The organism is Rhodothermales bacterium (assembly GCA_041391505.1).
In the GTDB taxonomy this organism is placed as follows: Bacteria; Bacteroidota; Rhodothermia; order Rhodothermales; family JAHQVL01; genus JAWKNW01.
Window position 1 is genome coordinate 103,404 of record JAWKNW010000001.1, and the last position, 23,212, is coordinate 126,615.

Genomic DNA, 23,212 nt, shown 5'->3' on the forward strand with positions numbered 1-23,212 from the left:
TGTTTGATTAGGACGATGCCGCCGATTTCAAAGAATATGCCACAGGAAAGGATGGCCGCGCCCGGAGGCCGCCGCGGGCCGTCCGATTCGCGCTCCAGGAGCGCAGGTTGACCGGCCGCCATTCGCCGGCGCAGGAACCGATTTAGCCCGAATCGCGGGCCAGGACGACGTTTTCGGAGGCCGGCTTCGCCCGGGAAATGATTTTGACGCCGGCAGGCGGGCGGGCCGGCCGGCGGCGTCGAAGCACGTCCCGCACCGGCATCGCGGGACGGAAAATCCCCCCCTTCACGCGGAAGGATTCGCAGCCTGGGCCGCCAGGCTCGACGCCAGGAAGCGTTCGATCTCGTCCCGCTGTTTGCCGCCGTCGGCGTACCCGATCTCGATGAGGCGCTCCATGTAGCCCCGCTCGAAGAGCACCATGCTCATCCAGTCGGCGCTCTTCGTCCGTTCCGACCCGAGCCCCCGCGTCATCAGCCGGAACGCGCCGGAGAAGTGCGGGCGGTATTCGCCGGCGAGTTTCCCTATATCCAGGGAGGGTCGCAGCATGAGGAGATTGATCGGACGCAGGCCGCGCCGGTGTCTGGGCGGCAGATGGGCAATCAACTCGTTCACGCGCTGCAGCATCAGGGCGTCCTGGTCCAGCACATCCAGAAAGATCGCATTCATCAGGATGCCGATGACCTGGGCCGCCGGCGGGTATCCCACGATCGAGGGCTGATCGGCCTCGACCCGCGAGCGGTCGTACCGGGTGGAGATGACCATGACATGATCGGCGCCCATGTTCAGCGCCGGCGAGAGCGGCATCGTCATCCGCACGCCCCCGTCGCCGTACCACGCGCCGCCGATATACACCGCCGGAAAGATGAGCGGCAGCGCCGCCGACGCCATGATGTGATCGATCGTCGTTTCGGTGTGGATGCCGATCCGGTTCGGCCGCACCCAGCGTTCCACGGAGCTTCCGTTTACAAAGGTCGTGGTCTGCCCGGTCATGTAGTTCGTGGCGGTCACCGCGAACGCATAGAGCCGGCCGCGGGCGATGTTCTCCTGGACCCCCGTCAGGCGGCCGTCTGTCGTTTCGAGCTTCGTCGCCAGGTAGTCGCGCAGCGGCGACGGGTCGAGCAGGCCGCGTTTGCCGGACATGTCGAAATCCGCATTCTCTCCGTTGGAATCCGTATCCACGGTGCTCATCATGCGCCGGATGAAACTCACGGTGGATTCAGGCCGGATGACCCGGTCGTGCGCGAGGTCGACCCAGCAGCCGAGCAGGCCCTCCGCCGCTTCCTGGAAGCTCCCGGTATGATTGGCGAGGTACCCTGTGTTGATCGCGCCGGCCGATATGCCGGTCATGATCTGGAACCGGGTTTCGGGAAAGGTCTCGGCGATGTACTTTAGGACCCCCGCCTGATAGGCACCGCGTGCGCCGCCCCCGCTCAGGACGAGCGCGAGACGCTTGGGGCGATGCGACGGGATGATAAGCTCCCGGATCTTTTGGTACGTCTGCTTGATCACACGGTCTGGTAGGCTTACGGGACGGCCACGCGGCGCGGCACACGCGGTTTCGGCCCAAAATAACCATCGGGCTCCGACAACCTCAATGTTTCTTTATCGTTCGATCGACCCGCTCATCCGTTACGCGAAATGAATGCATCCCCACGCGCCTTGCTCGCACACGCGCTGGAACGGCTCGACGGCGTCGGCCGCGTCAGCGCCGGCCGCCTGGTGCGGCATTTCGAAAGCTACCATGCGCTGACGAGCTACCCCCGGGAGCAGGTGCTCACCCGGCTGAAAAGCGCGCCGAACGCGAATCGGCTGGTCGATCACCTCTTCGACCCGCAGTTCATGGAGCCCGTGCTCGAAGCCGCCGAAGCGGAGCTGCGCGGTCTGGAGCAATCCGGGATTCAGGCGATCGCCTTCGGAGACGCCGGCTGGCCGGCCGACTTCAGCCGACTCCCGGCGAGCGATCAGCCGAACCTGCTCTACCTCTACGGGCATCGCCGCGTCCTCGAGCAGCCGCTGGCCGCCCTGTTCGGCAAAGCGGCGCTGCGCGAGGAGGCGTTCGACTACGCGCAGACGCTCGTCCGCTTCCTCTCCGGCCGCAACATCCATCCCGTCATCGGCGCCGCGCACGGGTTCGATGTGGTGATGGCCAAGCTGAGCGTGGACGCCGCGACGCCGGCTCTGATGCTGTGCGCCTCCGGCCTCGCGCACATCGCGCCGCCCCTGCGTCCGACGGTCAGCGCCACGGTCCGCGCCGGCGGCGCCCTGCTCACCAGCTTCCCCATGCAACAGCCCCACTTTCCGCACCAGGACGACGATCAGGCGCTGCACATGGCGGCCATCGCGCAGGCGGGCATCTTCCTCGACCCCGACCCCGGCGAGCCGGCGTGGAAAGCCATGGAATGGATGCTCGAAAACCACAAGGCCGTCTTCGCCGTCGGAAACGGCCCGCATCCCCTGCCGGAACGCATCCATCTGCTGGAAACCGAAATCGACCAGGAGTGGGTGGCGACTGCCGTCACGGAAGGTCGTCGATAAGCCGATCTGCCTGCCGATGCCCGCTCCCGATCATATCCTGTTTGTTTTTGTAGACGGCATCGGCCTCGGGCCGGCGACGGAAGACGCCAACCCGTTCGCCCGGCTCCGCCTGCCCGGCTTCGAACGCCTGGCCGGCGGGGCGCCGCTCACCGACCGCGCCGCCCCGATCCGCGAGGCCGATCACGCCTTCTTCGGCATCGACGCCACCCTCGAGGTGGAGGGGCTTCCGCAGAGCGGCACCGGGCAGGCGGCGCTCTTTACCGGGCTGAACGCGCCGCGCCTCGCCGGCCAGCACTACGGTCCCTACCCGCCGACCGCGACGTACGATGCGATCGCCTCGGCCAACATATTCCGCCAGATCGCAACACAAACAGGCATCGGCATCGGGGAGCAGGCCTTTGCGAATGCGTATCCGCCCCCCTTTTTCACCCACGCAGAGACGCGCAACCGCTGGACGGTGACGACCCGCTGCTGCCGCGAGGCCGGCGTGCGCATCCGCACCATGGACGATCTGCGCGCCGGCGAAGCGCTGGCCGCCGACCTGACCAACCGCGGACTCCGCGACAAGCTGGGCATCGACGTCGACCCCGTCACGGAGGAGACGGCCGCGGACCGGCTCGCCCGCCTGGCGCGCCGCCACCGCTTCACGCTCTTCGAATACTACCTGACCGACAAGGCCGGGCACAGCCAGGACGTCGATACGGCGGCCGGCGTACTCGCATCGTTCGATCGGTTTCTTGGCACATTGCTTGAGACCTTCGATCCGCGCGATACGCTGTTCGTATTGACCTCCGATCACGGCAATCTGGAGGACCTGAGCACCCGGAGCCACACGCGCAATCCCGTGCCGTTCGCGGCGCTGGGCGCCGGCGCCGCGCAGTTGCACGAGGTCCGCGATCTCACGGAGGTCGTCCCGGCGCTGCTGCGCCTCTGGCAACCCGCCTGACCTCCGGGCCGTACGCCGATTTCCATGCCGGCACGCGCGGCCTGAAACTTGCCCGCTCCGCGCTTCGTTTTCTCTCTCGTGATCCAAGCTATCACACATACCTCAAGCCCGCGCATGAAAGCCGCCGCGCCGATCGATCGACGGGCAGGACCGCTCCTGCTTTGCCTCGCGTTCCTGCTGGCGCCTGCCGGCGCACTCCATGCGCAGCAGGGCGGCGAGCAGCACATCCGCGCGGAGCAGTTGTTCGTGCGCGGCATGACGGAGGCTTATCTGGGGGACCACGATAACGCGATCCAGCTCTTCCAGCAGGCGTTGCCCCTCGCGCCGCAGGACGCGGCGATCCACGCCGCGCTCGCCGAATCGTACGAGGCGACGCAACGCCTGTCCTCCGCCATCACCTACGCCGAGCAGGCCATCCAGCTGGCCCCGGATCGGTCGGCCTATTATTTCCAGCTGTCCAACCTCTTCATGCTGGCCGGCAACCCGGAGGATGCCGAAAAAACCCTGCGGCGGCTCCTCGACGTGGATCCCGCGAATATCGACGCCCTCTACGAGCTGGCGTACATCCAGCAAACCGCCGGCGAGGCGGAGCAGGCGCTTGCCACGTACGCCCGACTCGAAGAGCGCACCGGGCCCTCGATGAGCATCAAGTACCGCCAGCTTCAACTCTACCGGAAGCTGGGCGACGACGAGGCGGTGGAACGCACCGTGCGCGCGATGATCGACCTCGACCCGAGCGACGTGACCATGTATCGTATTCTGGGCGAGACCTACGTCGCCCAGGGGCGGTCGGAAGAGGCGCGTGCGGTTTATGAACAGGCCCTGAAGATCGAACCGACCAATTTCTCCATCGTGTTCGCCCTGGTCGAAGCCTACCGCGCCGCCGGCCAGACGGCCCGCGCGGATTCCTTGCTCGACCGGTCGCTGGCCGTGGAGACCGGCTCCGCCGAACAACGCCTCGCCCAGGCGAGGTATCTGTACAACGAGTCGCGGCGCGACTCCTCGCTGATCGGCCCCGCGCTCGACCTGCTCGGCCGGATCGTGCAGCGGGATCCGCCGAACGAGGAAGCCTTTCTGATGCTGGGCGAACTGCAGATCGCCGCGGGGTCGTTTCAGGCGGCGGGGGCATCCATCTACCAGGCCCTCACGATCAACCCGCGTTCCCCCATCCAGTGGAATCGTGCCGCGTGGGCCTATCTGCAGGGCGGGACGCCCGAGGAGGCCGCCCGGGTGGCCGATGAGGCGCTGATCCTTTTTCCCGGCGATGCCGAACTCCTTCGCATCGCCGGCCTCGCGTGGCTCGAACTCTACAAAAACGACGAGGCCATCGACCGCCTCGAACAGGCGCTGGCCCTGATGCCCGCCACCGCCGGCACCGCCGAGCAAACCAGCGACATCCTGGCCGCGCTGGGGTTGCTGCACGAGCGCAAGGGCGATCTCGCCGCGTCGGATGCGTTTTACGAACGCGCCCTCGAGGCCGATCCGAACAACGCGCTGGCCCTCAACAACTTCGCGTTCAGCCTCGCCTCGCGCGGCGAACAACTCAAGAAGGCGCGGCGGTACGCCGAACAGGCCGTGGCAACTTCCCCCGGCAATCCGTCGTTTCTGGACACCCTCGCCTGGGTGCATTATGCGGCGGGCGACTATCAGAAAGCCCTCAGCGTGCTGGAAGACGCCCTGTCGCTCCGTGGCGCCGGCGCCGCCGTGCACGAGCATCTGGGCGACGTCCTCATGAAGCTCGGCCGGCAGGCCGAGGCGCGGGCGGCCTGGGAAAAAGCGCTCCAGATGGCGCCGGGGACCGCCACGCTCGAATCCAAACTCGGCCGCTGACCGGCCATCCCCTTCCGGCACACCGACGGGCCTCCAACCGATTCCCATGCATCGCATTTCCCTTTTCGATACCCGCTACCGGCTCCTGCTCGCCATCGTCCTGGTGACGACCGTCGCCGGCTGTTCCGGCGCGCGCAAAACGATCGAGGAGTCGAGCGGCGACTTCCCGCATCACTCCATGACCGAGATCCAGTCGGCCCTCGCCCTCGCGCAGCCGACGACGGTCAAGGCCTACCACGCCGAGACTGCGCTCTCGGTGCGGTCACCGGTGCAGAGCGGGTCCTTTTCGGCGGACATCCAGCACCGGCAGAACGACAGCCTTCTGATCTCGGTAAGCCCGGGGTTCGGTATCGTGGCGGTCCGCGCGCTCATCACGCGGGACAGCGTGTTCATCCACGACCGGATCAACCGGGAGCTGAGCTACGGCTCCATCCTCGATGTCGGCCGCTTTCTTCCGCTCCCGGCAGACCCCGCCGCCCTGTACAGCGCGATGCTCGGGATGCTCATGCCGGAATCGAATATCCCCTGGGTGCTGTCCAACGCCGGCGGATACTACATCTTCAAACAGCCCGACGGACGCCGCTCGTTTACGATCGACCCCCAGCTCTGGCATGTGGTGCGGTACGAGGAGCGCGATTCGGACGGCGGATTGGTCGAAGAGAGAACATTTTCCGAGTTCGAGCGCTACACAGACGGTTATCTGCCGCGCCGGCTGACGTTCCGGCGCCCCGGTGACGAAACTGCCGCTTCTCTATATTACCGTAAGCTTACGCTCAATCCGACCGACCTGCGGTTCGATTTCAGGGTAAGCGATTCGGTTCGACGCATTCCGCTGCATCAATAACGCGACGCCGTGGTCACGAACGTTTCGCACACACTTGTCGTCCTGCTCTTTTTCGCCGCCCTCCTGGCCGGCGGGGCCCGGGCGCAATCCCGTCAGGACACCGAAAAACGATTGCGCGCGCTGCAGGATCAGATGACGCTCGACGTCATCCGGCTGTCCGAAACCGAGGAGCTCGAAAAAGCGTCGCTTCAGACGCTCAACGACATCGAGCGCCAGATCGCCGTTCGAACCGAACTGATCGCCACCAATGAACTGCTGCTCAACCAGATCCAGCAGTCGCGCGATTCGATTGCGGCGTCGATGCGCGAACTGGAGGAGGAACTGAGCTACCACCGCAAGATCTACCAGGAGCGCGCGGTGCACGCGTACAAATACGGCCGGCTTCACGATGTCGCCCTCATCCTCGCGGCCCGGTCGATCAACCAGATGCTGATTCGCGTGCGGTACCTCTCCCGTTTCGCGGACGACCGCAAGAGCCGGCTGAGCGAGATCCAGAAAGCCAGCGACGCCATCGAGGCCCGCCGCGCCCAGATCGCCGAAAACGAATCGAAGGCCCAGGAACTCATCACCCAGTACCGGACCGAGGCCGAGAACATGAAATCCCTCCGCGCCAAACGCAACGAGGTGATATCCGAACTGCGGTCCCAGCGGACGAGCATCCAGAAGGAGCTGGAGCAAAAACAGCGGGAGGAGCAGGAGCTGCAGTCGCTGGTCCGCAACATCATCAACAACGAGAGCAACCGCCGGGCGGCGCTGCCCGTCGATGCCGCGACGGCGGCGGCCAACGCCGAGCTTTCGGGGCTCTTTTCAGCCAACAAGGGCAAAATCCCCTGGCCGGCCGAAGGCGTCGTCACCGAGCCTTTCGGGCAGATCGTGAACCCGCTGTACGGCACCGTGACCAGCAACCCGGGCATCCTCATCTCGACGACGGCCTCGGCCCAGGTCAACGCCGTGTTCGACGGGGAAGTCAGCGAGATCTACCCGATGCCCGAGTTCGGGCGCGTCATCACCATCAACCACGGGGAGTTCACGACGCTGTACGGCAACCTTTCGCTGCTCTACGTCGAGGCCGGCACCCCCGTGAAGGCCGGCCAGCTGATCGGCCGCGCGGGCACCGACGCCGAGCCCAAAGGCAACGCCGTTTTCTTCGCCATCTTCAAGAGCGGCGCCGAGATCGATCCCCAGACGTGGCTTCGCCGGCGGTAACCGTTCCCGGTCCGGCGTCTTGCAATCCCATCCGGCCGGCGTTAACATTCCGCTCGTTCTTCACAGAAGATTTCGCCGCGTGTGAGATCCTCACCCGGCGCGGTGGGTACATCCACCCGATCGTTTAAACATCCGACAGCAATCCAGAGCAGATATGGCTTCTCCTACGTACGACGTCGTCGTCATCGGCACAGGCCCCGGCGGATATGAAACCGCCATCCGCGCCACCCAGCTCGGCTTCAAAACAGCCGTCATCGAAAAGAACAAACTGGGCGGCGTGTGCCTCAACGTGGGATGCATCCCGACGAAGGCGCTGCTCAAGAGCGCGGAAGTGATGGCGTATACGCGCCACCTCGAAGACTACGGCCTGACGCTCGATGGCAACGTGACGCCAGATTTCGCCAAGGTGATCGGCCGCAGCCGCGGCGCGGCCGACAAGATGAACAAGGGCGTCGCCTTCCTGATGAAGAAAAACAAGATCGACGTCATCATGGGCGAGGCGAAGCTCGCCGGCAAGGGCGTGATCGACGTGCAGCCGTCGACCGACATGGACGGCAACAAGGTCGGCGAGGCGCAGAAGGTGCAGGCGAAACACATCATCATCGCCACCGGCGCGCGCCCACGCGAGATCCCGCCCCTCCCGATCGACGGCAAGAAGATCATCTCGTCGAAGGAAGCCCTGCTTCAGACGACCCGGCCCAATCGCCTGCTGATCGCCGGCGCCGGCGCCATCGGGGTCGAGTTCGCCTATTTCTACCAGCAGATGGGCACGGAAGTCACCCTTGTCGAGGTGCTGGATCGCCTCGTTCCGGTCGAGGACGAAGACGTGTCCAAGGAACTGGCCCGCGCGTTTAAAAAGATGGGCATCGTCGTGTTGACCTCGACGCAGGTGCAGTCGGTCGACACGTCGGGCAAGGAATTGACCGTGACGATCAAGACCGCCAAGGGCGTCGAGACGCTCAAGACCGATCAGGTCCTCTCCGCCGTCGGCGTGGTGGGCAACATCGAGAACCTCGGCCTGGAGCAAGCGGGGGTCAAGACCGACCGCGGCGCGATTGTCATCGACGCGTTCGGACGCACGAACGTGGACGGCATCTACGCGATCGGCGACGTCGCCGGCCCGCCCTGGCTCGCGCACAAGGCCAGCCATGAAGGCATCCTGTGCGTGGAGAAGATCGCCGGCGAGAACGTGCATCCGATGGACAAGAAGAACATCCCCGGTTGCACCTACTGCCAGCCCCAGATCGCCTCGGTCGGGTACACCGAAGCCCAGGCGAAGGATGCCGGCTACGAGGTGAAGGTGGGCAAATTCCCGTTCACCGCCTCCGGCAAGGCGTCGGCCATCGGGCACAGCGAGGGGTTCGTCAAGGTCGTTTACGACGCCAAATACGGCGAATTCCTCGGGTGTCACATCATCGGGTACGGCGCCACCGAACTCATTGCCGAAGTGGTCACCGCGCGTCAGCTCGAAACCACGGCACATGAGATCATGGAAGCCATCCATCCGCACCCGACCCTCTCGGAAGCGGTGATGGAAGCCACGCGCGCGGCGTACGGCCACTCGATCAATATCTAGGTGGCCGGCCGGGTAAGCGTCAGGTGGGACCGGGATGCGGGATATGGGATGCAGGATACAAGATGCAGGATACAGGAATTTTCCGGTTCAGGCCATCGATCGAGGATGCAGCATCCCTGCATCTTACATCCCGCATCTTACATCCCGCATCTAGCATCCCGCATCTAGCATCTAGCACCCCGCATCGGATGACTCAAACACGAGCGTACAGACCATCATTTAATTAGCCATACCCAACCATTATTCTTCTTTTCAGAGGCTCACGACCCCGTCGTGAGCCTCTTTTTTATGCCCATAATCTAGAATTTACGTTGCAGGAAGCGCTTTCTTTTAACGAGAAGCGGTTCCATTGCCATTTTTTATATTATCACTATCGCATTTCAAACTACATAATATTAGTATTGAAGCGGTTACGCCTTACTTTTATAACTCACATCTGGAGGTCATCGACCATGCGATCGTTCTTACTTCTGGTTCTTCTACTGCTCAGTATCAGTGCCGTACCCGCACTGGCGCAGGACGCGGCGACCGCCGGCGATACGGCCGCGGAGGCGCTGGCCGCGACGGAAGCGATCCAGAACAACCTCAACTTTGTCTGGACCATCCTGGCCGCCGTGCTCGTGTTCTTCATGCAGGCCGGCTTCGCGCTCCTGGAAACGGGCTTCACCCGATCGAAGAATGCGGTCAACATCATCATGAAAAACGTGATGGACTGCGCTGCGGGCAGCCTGGTCTTCTTCGCGATCGGCTTCGGCCTCATGTTCGGCACCTCGATCGGTGGATGGATCGGGAGCGATGGCTTTTTCCTGAACGGGTTGGGAGACGATCCCTGGACCTACGCCTTTTTCCTCTTCCAGGCGGTATTCGCCGCGACGGCGGCCACGATCGTCTCCGGCGCCGTCGCCGAGCGGACGAAGTTCACGGGCTACCTGCTTTTCTCCATCATCATCACGGCCGTCATCTACCCGGTGTTCGGGTCGTGGGCGTGGGGCAGCCTGTTTAAAGGCGACGGCTGGCTCGAAGGACTCGGCTTCATCGACTTCGCCGGCTCCACCGTGGTGCATTCGGTGGGTGGCTGGGCCGCGCTGGCCGGCGCCATTGTGGTCGGCCCCCGTGTCGGCAAGTACGACGCCAACGGGAAACCGCGCCACATCCCGGGTCACAGCCTTCCCTGGGCGGCGCTGGGCGTGTTCATCCTGTGGTTCGGGTGGTTCGGCTTCAACGCCGGCTCCACGACGACGGGCAACACGGACATCGCGCTGATCGCGCTCAACACCTTCCTCGCCGCCGGCGCCGGCGCCACGGCCTCGATGCTGCTCACCTGGTTCACCAACGCCAAGCCCGACGCGACCATGACGCTGAACGGCGTGCTGGCCGGCCTGGTCGGCATCACGGCGGGCTGCGCCAACCTCACGCCGGCGTTCGCCATCGTAACCGGGGCGGTAGCCGGCATCGTCGTCGTCTACGCCACGAAGATGATCGATCGCTTCGTCGACGACCCCGTAGGCGCGGTAGCCGTCCACGGCTTCTGCGGCGCATGGGGCACGCTGGCCGCCGGCCTGTTCGACAGCGCCGGCATGTTCAACCCGAGCGTCGTCGGCGTCCAGGTCATCGGCATCGTATCCGCCTTCGCGTGGACGTTCGGAGTGAGCTACGCCATGTTCTACATCCTGAACAAGACCATCGGTCTGCGCGTCACCGGCGAACTCGAATCCCGCGGCCTCGACTTCCACGAGCATAGCAGCACGGCGTACCCCGAGTTCCTCCAGACGGACGAACTGGCTGCGGCCGAGGTCTAGGCTACTTCAACTTTCCGAAGGACCCCCTTCAACGAAAAGAGGGTCTGGCAGGACGCTATGCATGGTCTTCTATCCGCCCCTGCCCGGGCGGGGGCCTTAGAAAAAGCGCCTGTCAGACCCTCCTCTTATTGGGCCAACTCACCCAGCTCCGCCCATCGCTCCAGATCCAGTTCGAGCTGGCGGTCGAGGGTACCCAGTTCTTCGTACAGCGTCTGTATCCGCGCAAAATCCGTGGCGTACGTTTCCAGATCGGCCGCCAGTTGCGCCTTGCGCTGCTCGGCCTCCGCGATGCGGGTCTCGAGCGCCTCGAACTCCAGCCGTTCCTTGTAGGACAACTTCCGCGGCCGGGGTTCGTCGCGCGGCTTTTCTTTTTCAGGCGTCGCCGTCTCCACCTTTTTTTTCGCGGCGGCGGCGGCCTCCCGATCCGCGCGTCCACGCTGCTCGAGATACGCGGCGTAATTGCCGGGATACGCCTTGATCCGCCCTTCCTCCTCGAAGCTGAAGATGTGCTCGACCGTCCGATCCAGGAAATACCGGTCGTGGGAGACCACGATCAGGCACCCGTCGAATGCATCGAGGTAATGCTCCAGCGCGATGAGCGTCGGCAGGTCGAAATCGTTGGTAGGCTCGTCGAGCAGCAGGACATTGGGTGCGCCCATGAGCAGGTGCAGCAGGTAAAGCCGCCGCCGCTCGCCGCCGGACAGGCTGGCGATGTAGGCGTACTGGGTCGCCGGCGGAAATAAAAACCGCTCCATCATCTGGCCGGCCGTGATCACGTCGCCATCCGCCGTCTTGACGACCTCCGCCACTTCCTTGATGTATTCGATGGCCCTCAGATCGTCCTTGAGCGCGCGGCTCTCCTGATCGTAGTACCCGAGCACGACCGTCTGCCCGCGGTCCACCACCCCCGCATCGGGCTGGACGGCGCCGGCGATGATGTCGAGCAGCGTGGTTTTCCCCGTCCCGTTGGGTCCGATAATGCCGATGCGATCGCCCTTCTCGAAAGTGTGGCTGAAATCGGCGATCAGGATCTGGTCGTCGTACGCCTTCGAGATGCCGGCGAGGTCGAACACCTTGTTTCCGAGGCGGGAGGACGCCGCGGAGACCTTCAATTCCTTCTCGGCGGCCTCGCGCGGGGCATCCAGCAGCGCGTGCGCCCGATCGACGCGCGCTTTCTGCTTGGTGGTGCGCGCCTTGGCGCCGCGGCGCAGCCAGGCCAGTTCCTGCCGCATGAGGCCCTGGCGCTTCTGTTCTTCGGTCGCCCGCTGTTCTTCCCGCTCGGCCTTTTTCTCGAGGTAGTACGAGTAGTTGCCCTGGAAACGGTGCGTGCGCCCGCGTTCCAGTTCGAGCATGTTGTTCGTCACGCGATCCAGGAAGTACCGGTCGTGGGTGACCAGCAGGAGCGCCGACGTCATGCGGGCGAGATAGGACTCGAGCCACGCGATGGTCTCCGCGTCGAGATGGTTGGTCGGCTCGTCGAGGATGAGCAGATCGGGGCGCAGGATGAGGGCCCGCGCCATGGCGACACGTTTGCGCTGGCCGCCGGACAGCGTCCCTACCAGGGCGGCTGTATCGGTGATGCCGAGCCGGCCCAGGATGGCTTCGGCGTGCGCCTCGAGTTCCCACCCGCCGGCCACCTCGAGTTCGTGGCCGAGATCGGAAACCCGCTCGATCAACGCCTCGTCCATCCCCCCGCTCGCATTCAGCAGCGACACAGCCTCTTCATAGTCGTGCAGCCGGCGCATCACCGGATCGCCCTGGTCGAACACGGCGTCGAGCACCGACATCGTTTCGTCGAATGCCGGCTGCTGCGGGAGGTAGGCGATACGCGCGTCGTTGGAGCGCCAGACGCGTCCTTCGTCCGCCGGCTCGACGCCGGCGATGATGCGGAGCAGGGTCGTCTTCCCCGACCCGTTCGGCCCGATGACGCCCATTTTTTCGGACGGCTCGAGGCTGAAGGTCACGCCCTCGAGCAAGGGCTTCATGTCGTACCGTTTGACGACGCCCTCCAGGGTAAGAATACTCAAGATCGTTGCGGGTTCAAGGTTCGAGGTTCACGGTTCAAGGTGTCCGATCATGCTTGAACCGTGAACCTAGAACCTTACACGCGCCGGGCGTCAGCCCGAGCGCTACAGCACGGGCGCGCCGTCTTCGCCTTCGGAGTGGATGAGGCAGAGCTTGCCGTCGCGATTTTCGGCCATGAGCACCATGCCCTGGCTCTCGAAGCCCCGCAGTTTGCGCGGCGCGAGGTTGGCGACCACGACCACGCGTTTGCCGATCAGCTCCTCCGGCTTCATCTGTTCGGCGACGCCGGAGAGGATCTGCCGGGTCTCGAAACCGAGGTCGATTTCCAGGCGCAGGAGCTTGTCGGCTTTCGGGACCCGTTCGGCGACCTTGATGGTGCCCATCCGCAAATCCAGCTTCGCGAAGTCGTCGTACACGATCTCCCCTTTCATCGGGGCGTAGGGCGCCGCCGGCGGCGCTTCGGGCTCGCCGGCGTGGAGTTTCTGGAGCTGGGCTTCGATGACGCTGTCCTCGATCTTGTTGAACAGGATGATGGGGGCTCCGAGGGCATGGCCGGGCTCGAGCAGCGGCTGGCCGGCTTCGTTCCACCCGAGGCCGCCTTTCGCAAAGCCGGGCAGGCTGGGGCGAATGTCCCGTAGCTTGAGCATGTCGCGCATCCGCGCCGCCGCGTGCGGCAGCACCGGCTCGATGAGGATCGAGAGCGCGGCGCAGAGCTGCAGCGACACATGGATGGTGTTGCCGCAGGCCTGCATGTTCGTTTTGCGGCTGTGCCAGGGCTCCGTGTCGTTGAAATACTTGTTGCCGAGCCGCGCCAGGTTCATGGTCTCGAACACCGCTTCGCGGTTGCGGAAGGCCTCGTACGAGGCGCCGATACGATGCGGAAAGCCGGCGAGCGCGGAAAGCGCCTCGTGGTCGTCGCGGCTCGGATTTTCAAGCGGCGGCACCCGGCCGTCGAAGTACCGGTCGGCAAACGTCATCGTGCGATTGACGAAGTTGCCCAGGATGTCCGCGAGTTCGGAGTTGACGCGGGCCTGAAAATCGCTCCAGCTGAAATCCGCGTCCTTCGTTTCGGGGAGCGTCGTGGCGAGGGCGTAGCGCAGCAGGTCGGGGTCGAACGCCTCAAGGTATTCATGAAGCCAGACGGCCCAATTGCGGCTGGTAGAGAGCTTTTTGCCCTCGATGTTGAGAAACTCGTTCGCCGGCACGTTTTCGGGCACCACGAAGTCGCCGTGCGCCATGAGCATCGCCGGAAACATCAGGCAGTGGAAAACAATGTTGTCCTTGCCGATGAAGTGGACGAGTTTCGTGTCCCGATCCTGCCAGTAGGTTTTCCACAGCTCCGGCTCTCCTTTCTGCGCGGCCCATTCGCGTGTCGACGAGATGTAGCCGATCGGCGCGTCGAACCAGACATAGATGACCTTGCCGGTCGCGTCCACGCCGGCGGCGGCGGCGGAGTCTTCGGGCACCGGCACGCCCCAGGGGACGTCGCGGGTGATGGCGCGGTCCTTGAGCCCGTCGTTGAACCAGCTCTTGACCTGGCCCAGGACGTTCGGCTTCCACTCGGGATGCGTGGCGATCCATTGCTCGAGCATGGGCTGCATGTCGCCCAGCGGGAGGTACCAGTGCGTGGTCTCGCGCAGTTCCGGGGTCGCGTCGGAGAGCGCGCTGCGGGGGTTGAGGAGTTCGAGCGGACTCAGCGCCGTCCCGCATTTTTCACACTGGTCGCCATAGGCGTCGTCGTACCCGCAGTTCGGGCAGGTGCCGCGCACGAACCGGTCGGCCAGGAACATGCCGGCCTTGGGGTCGAAGAGTTGCTGCTCGGTGCGGGTCTTAAACACGCCCTTTTCGGCGAGCCGGCGGAAGAAATCCTGGCTCGTCTCCCGATGCACATCGGCCGTGGTGCGGCTGTAGTGGTCGAAGCTCATCCCGAACCGCTCGAAGCTCTCCTTGATCATCGGGTGGTAGCGGTCGACGATATCCTGCGGGGTGATACCCTGGCTCTGGGCGCGGATCATGATCGCCACGCCCAGTTCGTCCGATCCCCCCACAAAGACGATATCGCGCCCCATCAGGCGCTGGTAGCGGACGTAGAGGTCGGCCGGCAGGTACGCGCCGGCGAGGTGGCCGATGTGGATCGGCCCGTTGGCATACGGCAGGGCCGCGGTGACGAGGATGCGCTTGAAGTCGGAATCAGGCATGGAGTCTGGGGCCTCGACGGGGATGCTATCAGTCTGCACAGGGCTCCGAAGAGCGATTGGCTTATAAACCGACCTGTCGTAGAAGGATCCTCGCATTGGGCCCCTGAAACCGCAAAGCGCTTCGATTCGGACCCTCCGTGGCGATTATTCAGACAACCGTCATAAACATCCACGACCGCATCGAGTACTTTTGTCTCTCCGCATCCGTCCGTCGTTCCGCAATCAACGCATGAGCGATTTACCCCGAGACCGCCGCAGCGCCTCCGTAGCGCGCAACACGGCCGAAACCCGGATCTCGTTGACCTTCTGCCTCGATGGCGCAGGGGGCGGCACGCGCGCCACCGGTGTCGGCTTTCTGGATCACATGCTCGACCTCTTCGCACGCCACGGCCAGTTCGACCTGGACGTGACCTGCGCCGGCGACCTGCAGGTTGACGATCATCATTCCGTGGAAGACGTCGGGATCGCGCTGGGCATGGCCTTCCACGAGGCGCTGGGCGACAAAGCGTTCATCAACCGGTACGGCCACGCGTACGTCCCGATGGACGAGGCGCTGGCCCGGGCCGTGGTCGACCTGTCCGGCCGGTTTTACCTCCACTTTTCGGCGGGTTTCACGCGGGAGCGGGTGGGCGACCTCTCGACCGAACTGGTGCGGCACTTCTGGTACAGCTTCGCCGAGCAGGCCCGCATGAACCTGCACATCGATCTGCTGCAGGGCGACAACGCGCATCATCAGATCGAGGCCATTTTTAAGGCCGTAGCCCGCGCTTTGCGTGCCGCCGTCCGCAGGGAAGACGGAAATGCACGAATGCCTTCTACGAAGGGGGTTTTGTGAGATACAGGATCCTTGATACCTGATCCTTGATGCTGGATCTCCGCGTTCCAGCATCCCGCATCCAGCATCCTGCATCCTGCAACCAGCATCCAGCAGCATGAAAGCACTCGAAAACGCCGCCATCGCCATCGTCGGCGCCGGCAACATCGGACGCGCCCTGATCGGCGGCCTGCTCAAGGGGCATGACCTCGAGCCCGACCAGATCCGCGCCTCGCGCCGCACCCGCGAGTCGCTCGACGAGCTGGAAATCCAGTTTCCCGGCATCCGCACCAGCGTCGAGAACACCGACGCCGTCGCCGGCGCGGACATCGTCATTCTCGCCATCAAGCCGCAGATGGCCTCGCGCGTCATCGGCGAGATCAAGAACAGCGTGCAGAACCACACGCTGATCGTTTCGGTGCTCGCCGGCGTGACGACCGCCACGCTCGTCGAACGCTTCGGCAAAAACCTGCCGGTGGTGCGGACCATGCCCAACACGCCGGCCCTCGTCGACGAAGGCGCCACGGCCATCTGCGCCGGCTCGTTCGCCACCCCGGAAGACACCCAGAAGGCCCGCGCGATCTTTGAGGCGGTCGGACGCGTAGAAATCGTACCCGAATACCTGATGGACGCCGTGACGGGGCTGTCCGGCAGCGGCCCGGCATACATCTACATGGTGATCGAGGCGCTGACCGATGCCGGCGTCAAGCAGGGCCTCCCGCGCCCCATCGCATCGCGCCTGGCGGCACAGACGGTCTTCGGCGCCGCGAAACTCGTCATCGAAACCGGAAAACACCCCGCCATCCTGCGCGACGAAGTCACCACCCCCGGCGGAACGACGATATCCGCCATCGCCGAACTCGAAAGCCACGGGCTCCGCACCATGCTGATCAACGCCGTAGCCACCGCCACGGCCCGATCTAAGGAATTGAGCCAGATCAACGATTTTTAGCGGCCGGCGGCCGCCAAAAAATCGGTTCGACGTTCCGTGTTCGAGGTTCAAGGCGCGTTGAGCAGAAGCGAATACGGCGGAATCCTTTAACCTTAAACCTGCCCACCTTAAACCCTTCACCATGCTCTGCATCATCGACTACGGGATCGGGAATTTGCGTTCCATGGAGAAGGCGGTCGAGGCCGTCGGTGCGGAGGTGGTGCGGTCGGACGACCCGGCCGTGATCGCCGAGGCCTCGCATGTGATCCTGCCGGGCGTCGGGGCCTTCGGCGCGTGCGCGGACGAGATCCGCCGGCGCGACCTGGAGGGGCCGATCCATGCCGCCATCGCGTCCGGAAAGCCGTTTCTCGGGGTGTGCGTCGGGATGCAGCTGCTGTTCGACTACAGCGAGGAGATGGGCCGGCACGAGGGCCTCGGCTACCTGCCGGGCCGTGTCATCAAGTTTTTGCCTTCGTACGCGGCCATGGCCGTCGCCGGCGACGACGCCGCCCCGGAGATCCCGCTCGCGGAGGGCCCGGCGCCGCTGAAAATCCCGCATATGGGCTGGAACAGCCTCGCCATCGAACGCGAGACGCCGCTGCTCGACGGGCTGCCGGACGCGCCCTTCTTCTACTTCGTCCATTCGTACCACGCCGACGCCAACCGGCCGTCCGACGTGGTCGCGTCGACCCGCTACGGGCGCGATTTCCCCGCCGTCGTGGGTCGGAACAACGTCTATGGGGTCCAGTTCCACCCCGAGAAAAGCCACGACAACGGGCTCCGCATTTTGAAAAATTTTGCCTCGCTGCGCCCATGACCACGCCCACCATGCTCGTCATTCCGGCGATCGACCTGCGCGGCGGACACTGCGTACGCCTCTACCAGGGCTCCTACGAGCGCGAGACCATCTACTTCGACGACCCCGTCAAGATGGCCAAGCTCTGGCGCGTACAGAACGCCAAGGTGCTCCATGTCGTCGACCTCGACGCCGCCAAGGGGGCCGAGGCCGACGCGGACAACCGCCGCGTCATCCGTGAGATCTGCCAGAATCTCGACATCCCCGTCCAGCTCGGCGGCGGGATTCGCACCATCGAGGATGTCGAAGCCGCGCTCGACATGGGCATTTCCCGCGTCATCATCGGCACGGCGGCGGTCAAAAACCCCGATCTCGTCTCCGAGGCGATCGCGCGGTTCAAATCCCATCGCGTCGTCGTCGGGATCGATGCGCGCGACGGGGAAGTGCGCGTGGACGGGTGGACGAAGGGCAGCGGCATCGACGCCATCGAGCTGGCGCTGGACATGGAGGCGCGCGGATGCTGTCGTATCGTCTACACAGACATCAGCCGCGACGGCACCCTCGCCGGCCCCAACATCGACGCCTACCGCGAACTCGGCGGCCGGCTCTCCCGCTGCAAGATCACCGCGTCCGGCGGCGTCAGCGGGTATCGCGACCTGCTCGAACTCGCCACGCTCGCCCACCTGCGCGTCGACTCCGTCATCGTCGGCCGGGCGCTTTACGACAACAAATTCCCCTGCCAGAACATCTGGTGCTGGCACAAGAAGGATGATGTGAACCTGGACCGCTACAGCTCGGCCACGCTTCGCTCCTGCTAACCCACCCGTCATGGTCGCCAAGCGCATCATCCCCTGTCTCGACGTCAACGAAGGCCGCGTGGTCAAGGGCGTTCAGTTCCTCGACCTGATCGACGCCGGCGACCCCGTGGAGCAGGCGCGGTTCTACAACGACTCCGGCGCCGACGAACTCGTCTTTCTCGACATCACGGCCACGCACGAGGGCCGCGGCATCATGCACGACGTCGTCCGCCGCACCGCCGACGAGGTCTTTATCCCCCTTACCGTCGGCGGCGGCCTGCGCACCATCGACGACATCCGCGCCATGCTCAACGCCGGCGCCGACAAGGTGTCGCTCAACTCGGCGGCGCTCAAGACGCCGGAGCTCATCACCGAGGGCGCGCGCGAATTCGGCGCGCAGTGCATCGTGGTGGCCATCGATGCGAAGCGCGTCTCCGACGATCCGCTCCGCTGGGAGATCTTTTCGCATGGCGGTCGCAAGCCCACCGGTATCGACGCCCTTGCCTGGGCGAAGGAGGCGGAATCGCGGGGCGCCGGCGAACTCCTCGTGACGTCCATGGACAAGGACGGGACGCGCGACGGGTACGACCTCGAACTGCTGCAGGCCCTCCACTGGCTCGTCAACATCCCCGTCATCGCCTCGGGAGGCGCCGGCACGCTGGACCATCTGCGCGACGGCCTGCTCGTCGGCAAGGCGGACGCCGTCCTGGCCGCGTCGATCTTCCACTTCCGGGAGTTCACCATCCGCGAGGCCAAGTCCTATCTGCGCGAGGCCCACATCCACGTCCGCGCCGCCTGAGCCGGCATCCCGCTCCGACCTTTTTTCCCGCGGCGCACACTAGCCGGCGCAGTCGCAACGTTAAGCCCTTGTGTCCACGGTTCTCACGTCGCCCGTGGCTGCTGGCGCCGGCGGTTTGCGTACACGCTGCCGGCCATCCGATCGCTTGACCGCCCTTCCGCCGGAGGTATTACCCATGACCCTGTCCTCGCATTCGCTCGTTACGCCGGTTCTCGGCCTCACCGCGCTCGCCCTGTTCGCGCTCAATTTCCAGCGCTACATCGATTACCGGATGCAGCGCACGCCGGCCGCCGAATTTGAAGTTCAGGCCGACGAACCGCTCCATTTCAGATGGGAACGCCACATGCCGTCGATGCCACTCACGCCGCCCGGCCATCTGGAACTCCGCATGGCCCCCCTTCCGCCAACCTGGACCGAGCGGCAACGCACCTTCAAATTCCGCCGCGCGCCACGCTCCCTGGAACAAGAGCGAAGCCTCGAGCAGGTACTGCCGCTGCCCGAACTCCCTCCGCTGCAAGCCGCCGACACCGGTAGCGAACAGGCCATCTGAGCACCGACACACCCCGTTCGGCCGCGCTCAGCGCAGCAGGAAGCCCTCCCGGAACGGGTCCTCCGGATCGATCAGAAACTGGTGTTTGCCGGTGATGCTGGCCGACCCGGAGACTTCGGGGATCACGGCATCGTGCCCTCCGAAGGATTCGGTGGCGACGATGGATCCTGAAAACTCGCTGCCGACCACACTCTCGATCCGCACGGTTTCGTGGAGGTAGAGTTCGCCCCGGGCGTGCAGGATCGCCAGCCGGCCGCTGACGCCCGTTCCCGTCGGGCTGCGGTCGACTTCCCCTTCCGCAAAGACGCACACGTGCCGGCTGTGGCGCTCGGCCGTCTCCGCCGGCCCGGTGAAGATCACGCCGTAGAGAAAGCCCATATCCTCCGCTTCCGGGTGTACGATCGGATGGGCGGCCGCGACGGCCCGCTTGATGCGCTTGCCGGCGTCGATCAGCTCCTGAATCCGCTCCGGTCGGCAGGCGAGGCCGATGGACGCGGCGTCGACATAGGCATAGTAGGCGCCGCCGAACCCGATGTCGAAACGCACCCGCCCCAGCCCTTCCACGTCCACGGCGCCGTCGAGCAGCGCCGCATAGGACGCCACGTTGCGAAACGTCACCCGTCTGACCCGCTCTCCATCGAACACGACGCGGGCTTCGATGCGGCCGGCGGGCGCATCGATGCGGATGGGGTCCGGTATCGTCTCTCCAAAATACCCCGCCTCGACCAGCACCGTCGCCAGACCGATGATGCCGTGGCCGCACATCGTGCTGTACCCTTCGTTGTGCATGAACAAGACGCCGAGATGACCGTCCGGCGTCGCCGGCGTGGTGACGATGCACCCGTACATATCGGCATGCCCGCGAGGTTCGAGCATGAGGGCCCGGCGGAGGTGGTCGTAATGGGTGGCGATATAGCGTCGGCGATCGAGCATGGTATCGCCCCCCGGCTCCGGGTAGCCCGCCACGACGACGCGGAACGGCTCGCCGGCGGTGTGGGCGTCGATCGTATCGATATGCCACCAGGTGGCCGGCGGCTGCCAGGCCGCCAGCGCGGCGGTGACGAGCGGGGAGCTGTCGTGCATGACGGTTTATCTCGGTTCGAACGCAACAGAGGCGACATCGATCAGGCCGATGCCCTCGCCCTGGCCGTCGCCGGCCGTGCGGGGGCGAAGCTGGGAGCGCGGCGCGGCCTCGCTGCCTTCGACGGGCGTGGGCGCGATGCGGACCCGCAGGGCCTTTAACCCGTGCACCCCCTGCAGATCTTCCAGTTGGACCGACTCGATGTCTCCGGTCAGGTACCCGGTCGATGCCAGATATTGCAGATACCGCCGGTATTCCGTCGCCTCCGCGTCCTGGGTGTATACGATGGCGATATGACCCGGCTGGGTGAGCCGCTCGCCGCTCCCGAGGATGCGCGCCTTGTCGATCCGTTTCTTGACGATCTCGTAGCGGATGTTGTAGGCGCCATCGACATCGAACTGCTTCTCGTCCACGCGAAACCGGATCGATAGCGGAAAGTCCTGCACCAGCACCAGGTGCGCGGTGTCCAGCGGCACTGGCAATTCGGGTTGGAGGGCGGCCATCTCCCATTCGATGCCTGCCATGAGCATCAGCTGCCAGATCCTCAGATTGCGCAGATAAAGCGGGTCGAACCGGCCATGATGCAACAGCGAGCCGCCGACATAGAGGTTGTAGTCGACGCCGTCCGTCTTGTACATCTCGAAGAAATGCGGGTACATCTGCTGCGCCCGTTCCTCCTCGCGCTCGATGAACACGCCGATCGTATGATTGATGCGGCTGACGGATTCCTCGTAGTCGCGCCGGCGGCGGTACAGGATGCCGAGCTCCGGATCGAGCGCCTCGCGGTACCGCGCGATGCTCGCGCGCGTCTCCGGGCCGAGGCGTTCGAACTCGTCGAACAACGGCTCCAGTTCGTTGCGGAGGTACCCGAGGATGGTGACCTCTTCCCCCGAGCGCAAGGCGTGCTCGACTTCCGCCACGTACTGCCCGATTCGGAAACGCATCTCGTCCAGGACAGGCATCGGGCGGGTCACCTGGACGTCCAGCAGAACCTGGTCGGCCAGCGCCAGCTGCTCGATCAGATCGGCCTGGATGACCCGGTTGCGTTCCGTGGAGGAGCCCCGGATGTCGGAGAGCCCGTACAGCGGATACACCTCGTTGAACACGATCTCTTCCGCCCGAACGACACCCCCCTCCTGCCCGCGGTGGATGTAGTTTTTGGCGGCCTCCCGGAAGCGCCATTCGACGGCCGGGTGGATCGATGTGTATTGCTCCTTGATGACGGCCTGAATCCGGTCTTCCTGCTCTTCCAGGCCGCGGTGGATGGCGACGCCGAACAGGGCCGTGATCTCACGCAGGTGAGCGCTCGCCCCCATGGGATCGAGCCGCGCCTTGCGCTTCGACGCCAGTTCGAGGAGGCCCACCAGCCGATCCTCAGAGAACAGCGGCGCCAGAATCAGATTATAGTAGCCCTGCTCGTGAAGGAACGTCTCGAAGCCGGTCGGCTGCTCCAGCGTATCGAGCCGGCTGACGACGATGGGTTCGGTCCGCCCGTCCGACGCGCGCGCGTAGAGCGACTCCTGCCAGGTGTCGCAATCCGGCGGCACCCCCCGTTTCAGCAGCAGACTCCGCCCCAGCGGGTGGATGCTGGTGATCCGGTCGAAGTCCCCCTGCTCGATCTGGATCAGGCCGAGTTCGATTTCCGCGCAGCGAAGCAGCGATCGGATGCGTTGCTGGACGAGGTCGATACGCTCGGGAGTGGCCAGGGCGTCTTTCTGGAGCAAGTCGTGCTTCAGTTCGGAGAGCAGCTGCCCTTCGGTCACCTCGACGGCCGACAGCAGGGCGAAGCCGTGAAACTCGAATCGATCCGGCGGCAGCGCGGCATACCAGAGGTCCAGCGCGTCCCGCTGGGCGAGCAGGCGCTCGATCGTCGCCGGGTCGAGTTCGGGCGTCTGTCCCTTGACGACGACGGTGCAAAAACTGGTGTCGAAATCCAGCTTGAAGTACCGCGTCAGGCCCGTGGCCTCATCGGTGACCGGCACCATGACGGGAAATGCCATGTCCGTCGAGGCCCCGTACACCTTCTTGAGGATGTACGCATACGCCGTCATGATCTTGGCCGGCATCATGCGATCCATCTCCCGGTAGAACAGCGCCCGGAGATGGCTCAGGAGATCGAGGGCCGCAAAGGCCGGCGTGACATAAAAGCTTTTGATGCCGAACGGCAGGACGGCCGCCGCATACGAGCTCGCGACGAGGCCGGCGGGGAATACCGCCGTCATGAGGGCATCCACCACATGCTGATGGTCGAGCAGCGCATCCGGGTCGTCGATGGGACCGCGCAGCGATGGGACTTCCGCGGCGGCATCCGATACAAAACGCGCCATGCGCGCGATCATGCCGTTATCCGCCGTCTCCTGCTTCTCCCAGAACGCAAGCAGGGCGTCAAAACTCAGCACCGTCTTGAAAGGAAATACTCGCGTGGAATCAAACATATCGCGCTGGCGCTCGGGGCACATTGACGGACATCCGAACGCTTCGAGAC

At 64.8% G+C, this 23,212-nt stretch carries 18 protein-coding genes; 13 read left to right on the plus strand and 5 right to left on the minus strand.

What is annotated here, in order from left to right:
- Positions 1–285 precede the first annotated feature (285 nt).
- Positions 286–1,509 carry a patatin-like phospholipase family protein gene (locus R2834_00410; protein ID MEZ4698762.1) on the minus strand — a complete coding sequence of 408 codons (1,224 nt, stop codon included), beginning with the start codon at positions 1,507–1,509 and terminating at the stop codon, positions 286–288.
- A 129-nt stretch (positions 1,510–1,638) separates the two neighbouring features.
- Here R2834_00410 and R2834_00415 point away from each other — a divergent pair, with 129 nt between their 5' ends.
- The 7 genes from R2834_00415 (at position 1,639) to R2834_00445 (ending at position 10,736) form a co-directional block, all read left to right on the plus strand.
- The gene (locus R2834_00415; protein MEZ4698763.1) at positions 1,639–2,535 is read left to right on the plus strand and encodes a DNA-processing protein DprA; all 897 of its coding nucleotides are present in this window, start codon (positions 1,639–1,641) and stop codon (positions 2,533–2,535) included.
- Between the two features lie 16 nt (positions 2,536–2,551).
- Entirely contained in the window at positions 2,552–3,481 is a 930-nt protein-coding gene (locus tag R2834_00420; protein MEZ4698764.1) for an alkaline phosphatase family protein, read from the plus strand.
- Between the two features lie 114 nt (positions 3,482–3,595).
- Complete coding sequence (locus R2834_00425; GenBank protein ID MEZ4698765.1) at positions 3,596–5,311, plus strand: tetratricopeptide repeat protein; 1,716 nt, start codon at positions 3,596–3,598, stop codon at positions 5,309–5,311.
- Between the two features lie 46 nt (positions 5,312–5,357).
- Positions 5,358–6,155 (plus strand): DUF4292 domain-containing protein, encoded by a 798-nt coding sequence (locus R2834_00430; GenBank protein MEZ4698766.1) that lies wholly within the window; start codon positions 5,358–5,360, stop codon positions 6,153–6,155.
- Positions 6,156–6,164: 9 nt separating this feature from the next.
- Positions 6,165–7,361, plus strand: a complete 1,197-nt coding sequence (locus tag R2834_00435; protein ID MEZ4698767.1) for a peptidoglycan DD-metalloendopeptidase family protein — start codon at positions 6,165–6,167, stop codon at positions 7,359–7,361.
- A gap of 154 nt (positions 7,362–7,515) precedes the next feature.
- Positions 7,516–8,937, plus strand: a complete 1,422-nt coding sequence (lpdA, locus tag R2834_00440; GenBank protein ID MEZ4698768.1) for a dihydrolipoyl dehydrogenase — start codon at positions 7,516–7,518, stop codon at positions 8,935–8,937.
- Between the two features lie 452 nt (positions 8,938–9,389).
- On the plus strand, positions 9,390–10,736 hold the full coding sequence (locus R2834_00445) for an ammonium transporter (protein MEZ4698769.1): 1,347 nt from the start codon (positions 9,390–9,392) through the stop codon (positions 10,734–10,736).
- A gap of 125 nt (positions 10,737–10,861) precedes the next feature.
- On the opposite strand, the gene R2834_00450 is transcribed toward R2834_00445, so the two are convergent.
- Entirely contained in the window at positions 10,862–12,763 is a 1,902-nt protein-coding gene (locus R2834_00450; GenBank protein ID MEZ4698770.1) for an ABC-F family ATP-binding cassette domain-containing protein, read from the minus strand.
- Between the two features lie 102 nt (positions 12,764–12,865).
- Positions 12,866–14,959, minus strand: coding sequence for a methionine--tRNA ligase (gene metG / locus R2834_00455; GenBank protein MEZ4698771.1), 2,094 nt, complete (start codon positions 14,957–14,959; stop codon positions 12,866–12,868).
- A gap of 229 nt (positions 14,960–15,188) precedes the next feature.
- Between metG and hisB the strand changes: the two genes are divergently transcribed.
- The 6 genes from hisB to R2834_00485 all read left to right on the plus strand — a co-directional run bounded on the left by hisB (position 15,189) and on the right by R2834_00485 (position 19,646).
- Positions 15,189–15,794, plus strand: a complete 606-nt coding sequence (gene hisB, locus R2834_00460) for an imidazoleglycerol-phosphate dehydratase HisB (protein ID MEZ4698772.1) — start codon at positions 15,189–15,191, stop codon at positions 15,792–15,794.
- A 97-nt stretch (positions 15,795–15,891) separates the two neighbouring features.
- Positions 15,892–16,725 (plus strand): pyrroline-5-carboxylate reductase, encoded by an 834-nt coding sequence (gene proC, locus R2834_00465; GenBank protein ID MEZ4698773.1) that lies wholly within the window; start codon positions 15,892–15,894, stop codon positions 16,723–16,725.
- Positions 16,726–16,846: 121 nt separating this feature from the next.
- Positions 16,847–17,521 (plus strand): imidazole glycerol phosphate synthase subunit HisH, encoded by a 675-nt coding sequence (hisH, locus tag R2834_00470; protein ID MEZ4698774.1) that lies wholly within the window; start codon positions 16,847–16,849, stop codon positions 17,519–17,521.
- Entirely contained in the window at positions 17,518–18,318 is an 801-nt protein-coding gene (hisA, locus tag R2834_00475) for a 1-(5-phosphoribosyl)-5-[(5-phosphoribosylamino)methylideneamino]imidazole-4-carboxamide isomerase (protein MEZ4698775.1), read from the plus strand. Before hisH ends, hisA begins: the two co-directional genes overlap by 4 nt.
- A gap of 10 nt (positions 18,319–18,328) precedes the next feature.
- Positions 18,329–19,096: an imidazole glycerol phosphate synthase subunit HisF gene (gene hisF / locus R2834_00480; protein ID MEZ4698776.1), complete on the plus strand. Its 768-nt coding sequence runs from the start codon at positions 18,329–18,331 to the stop codon at positions 19,094–19,096.
- A gap of 175 nt (positions 19,097–19,271) precedes the next feature.
- Positions 19,272–19,646: a hypothetical protein gene (locus R2834_00485; GenBank protein MEZ4698777.1), complete on the plus strand. Its 375-nt coding sequence runs from the start codon at positions 19,272–19,274 to the stop codon at positions 19,644–19,646.
- A gap of 27 nt (positions 19,647–19,673) precedes the next feature.
- On the opposite strand, the gene R2834_00490 is transcribed toward R2834_00485, so the two are convergent.
- Positions 19,674–20,729 carry a proline racemase family protein gene (locus R2834_00490; GenBank protein ID MEZ4698778.1) on the minus strand — a complete coding sequence of 352 codons (1,056 nt, stop codon included), beginning with the start codon at positions 20,727–20,729 and terminating at the stop codon, positions 19,674–19,676.
- Between the two features lie 6 nt (positions 20,730–20,735).
- Positions 20,736–23,126, minus strand: a complete 2,391-nt coding sequence (locus tag R2834_00495; GenBank protein MEZ4698779.1) for a hypothetical protein — start codon at positions 23,124–23,126, stop codon at positions 20,736–20,738.
- Between the last annotated feature and the right edge of the window lie 86 nt (positions 23,127–23,212).

What these genes read in the sequence shown, in the direction of transcription:
- R2834_00415 (MEZ4698763.1), top strand. Translation starts at nt 1,639, where the DNA reads ATGAATGCATCCCCACGCGCCTTGCTCGCACACGCGCTGGAACGGCTC.
- R2834_00420 (MEZ4698764.1), top strand. Translation starts at nt 2,552, where the DNA reads ATGCCCGCTCCCGATCATATCCTGTTTGTTTTTGTAGACGGCATCGGC.
- R2834_00425 (MEZ4698765.1), top strand. Translation starts at nt 3,596, where the DNA reads ATGAAAGCCGCCGCGCCGATCGATCGACGGGCAGGACCGCTCCTGCTT.
- R2834_00430 (MEZ4698766.1), top strand. Translation starts at nt 5,358, where the DNA reads ATGCATCGCATTTCCCTTTTCGATACCCGCTACCGGCTCCTGCTCGCC.
- lpdA (MEZ4698768.1), top strand. Translation starts at nt 7,516, where the DNA reads ATGGCTTCTCCTACGTACGACGTCGTCGTCATCGGCACAGGCCCCGGC.
- R2834_00445 (MEZ4698769.1), top strand. Translation starts at nt 9,390, where the DNA reads ATGCGATCGTTCTTACTTCTGGTTCTTCTACTGCTCAGTATCAGTGCC.
- metG (MEZ4698771.1), bottom strand. Translation starts at nt 14,959, where the DNA reads ATGCCTGATTCCGACTTCAAGCGCATCCTCGTCACCGCGGCCCTGCCG.
- hisB (MEZ4698772.1), top strand. Translation starts at nt 15,189, where the DNA reads ATGAGCGATTTACCCCGAGACCGCCGCAGCGCCTCCGTAGCGCGCAAC.
- proC (MEZ4698773.1), top strand. Translation starts at nt 15,892, where the DNA reads ATGAAAGCACTCGAAAACGCCGCCATCGCCATCGTCGGCGCCGGCAAC.
- hisH (MEZ4698774.1), top strand. Translation starts at nt 16,847, where the DNA reads ATGCTCTGCATCATCGACTACGGGATCGGGAATTTGCGTTCCATGGAG.
- hisA (MEZ4698775.1), top strand. Translation starts at nt 17,518, where the DNA reads ATGACCACGCCCACCATGCTCGTCATTCCGGCGATCGACCTGCGCGGC.
- hisF (MEZ4698776.1), top strand. Translation starts at nt 18,329, where the DNA reads ATGGTCGCCAAGCGCATCATCCCCTGTCTCGACGTCAACGAAGGCCGC.
- R2834_00485 (MEZ4698777.1), top strand. Translation starts at nt 19,272, where the DNA reads ATGACCCTGTCCTCGCATTCGCTCGTTACGCCGGTTCTCGGCCTCACC.
- R2834_00490 (MEZ4698778.1), bottom strand. Translation starts at nt 20,729, where the DNA reads ATGCACGACAGCTCCCCGCTCGTCACCGCCGCGCTGGCGGCCTGGCAG.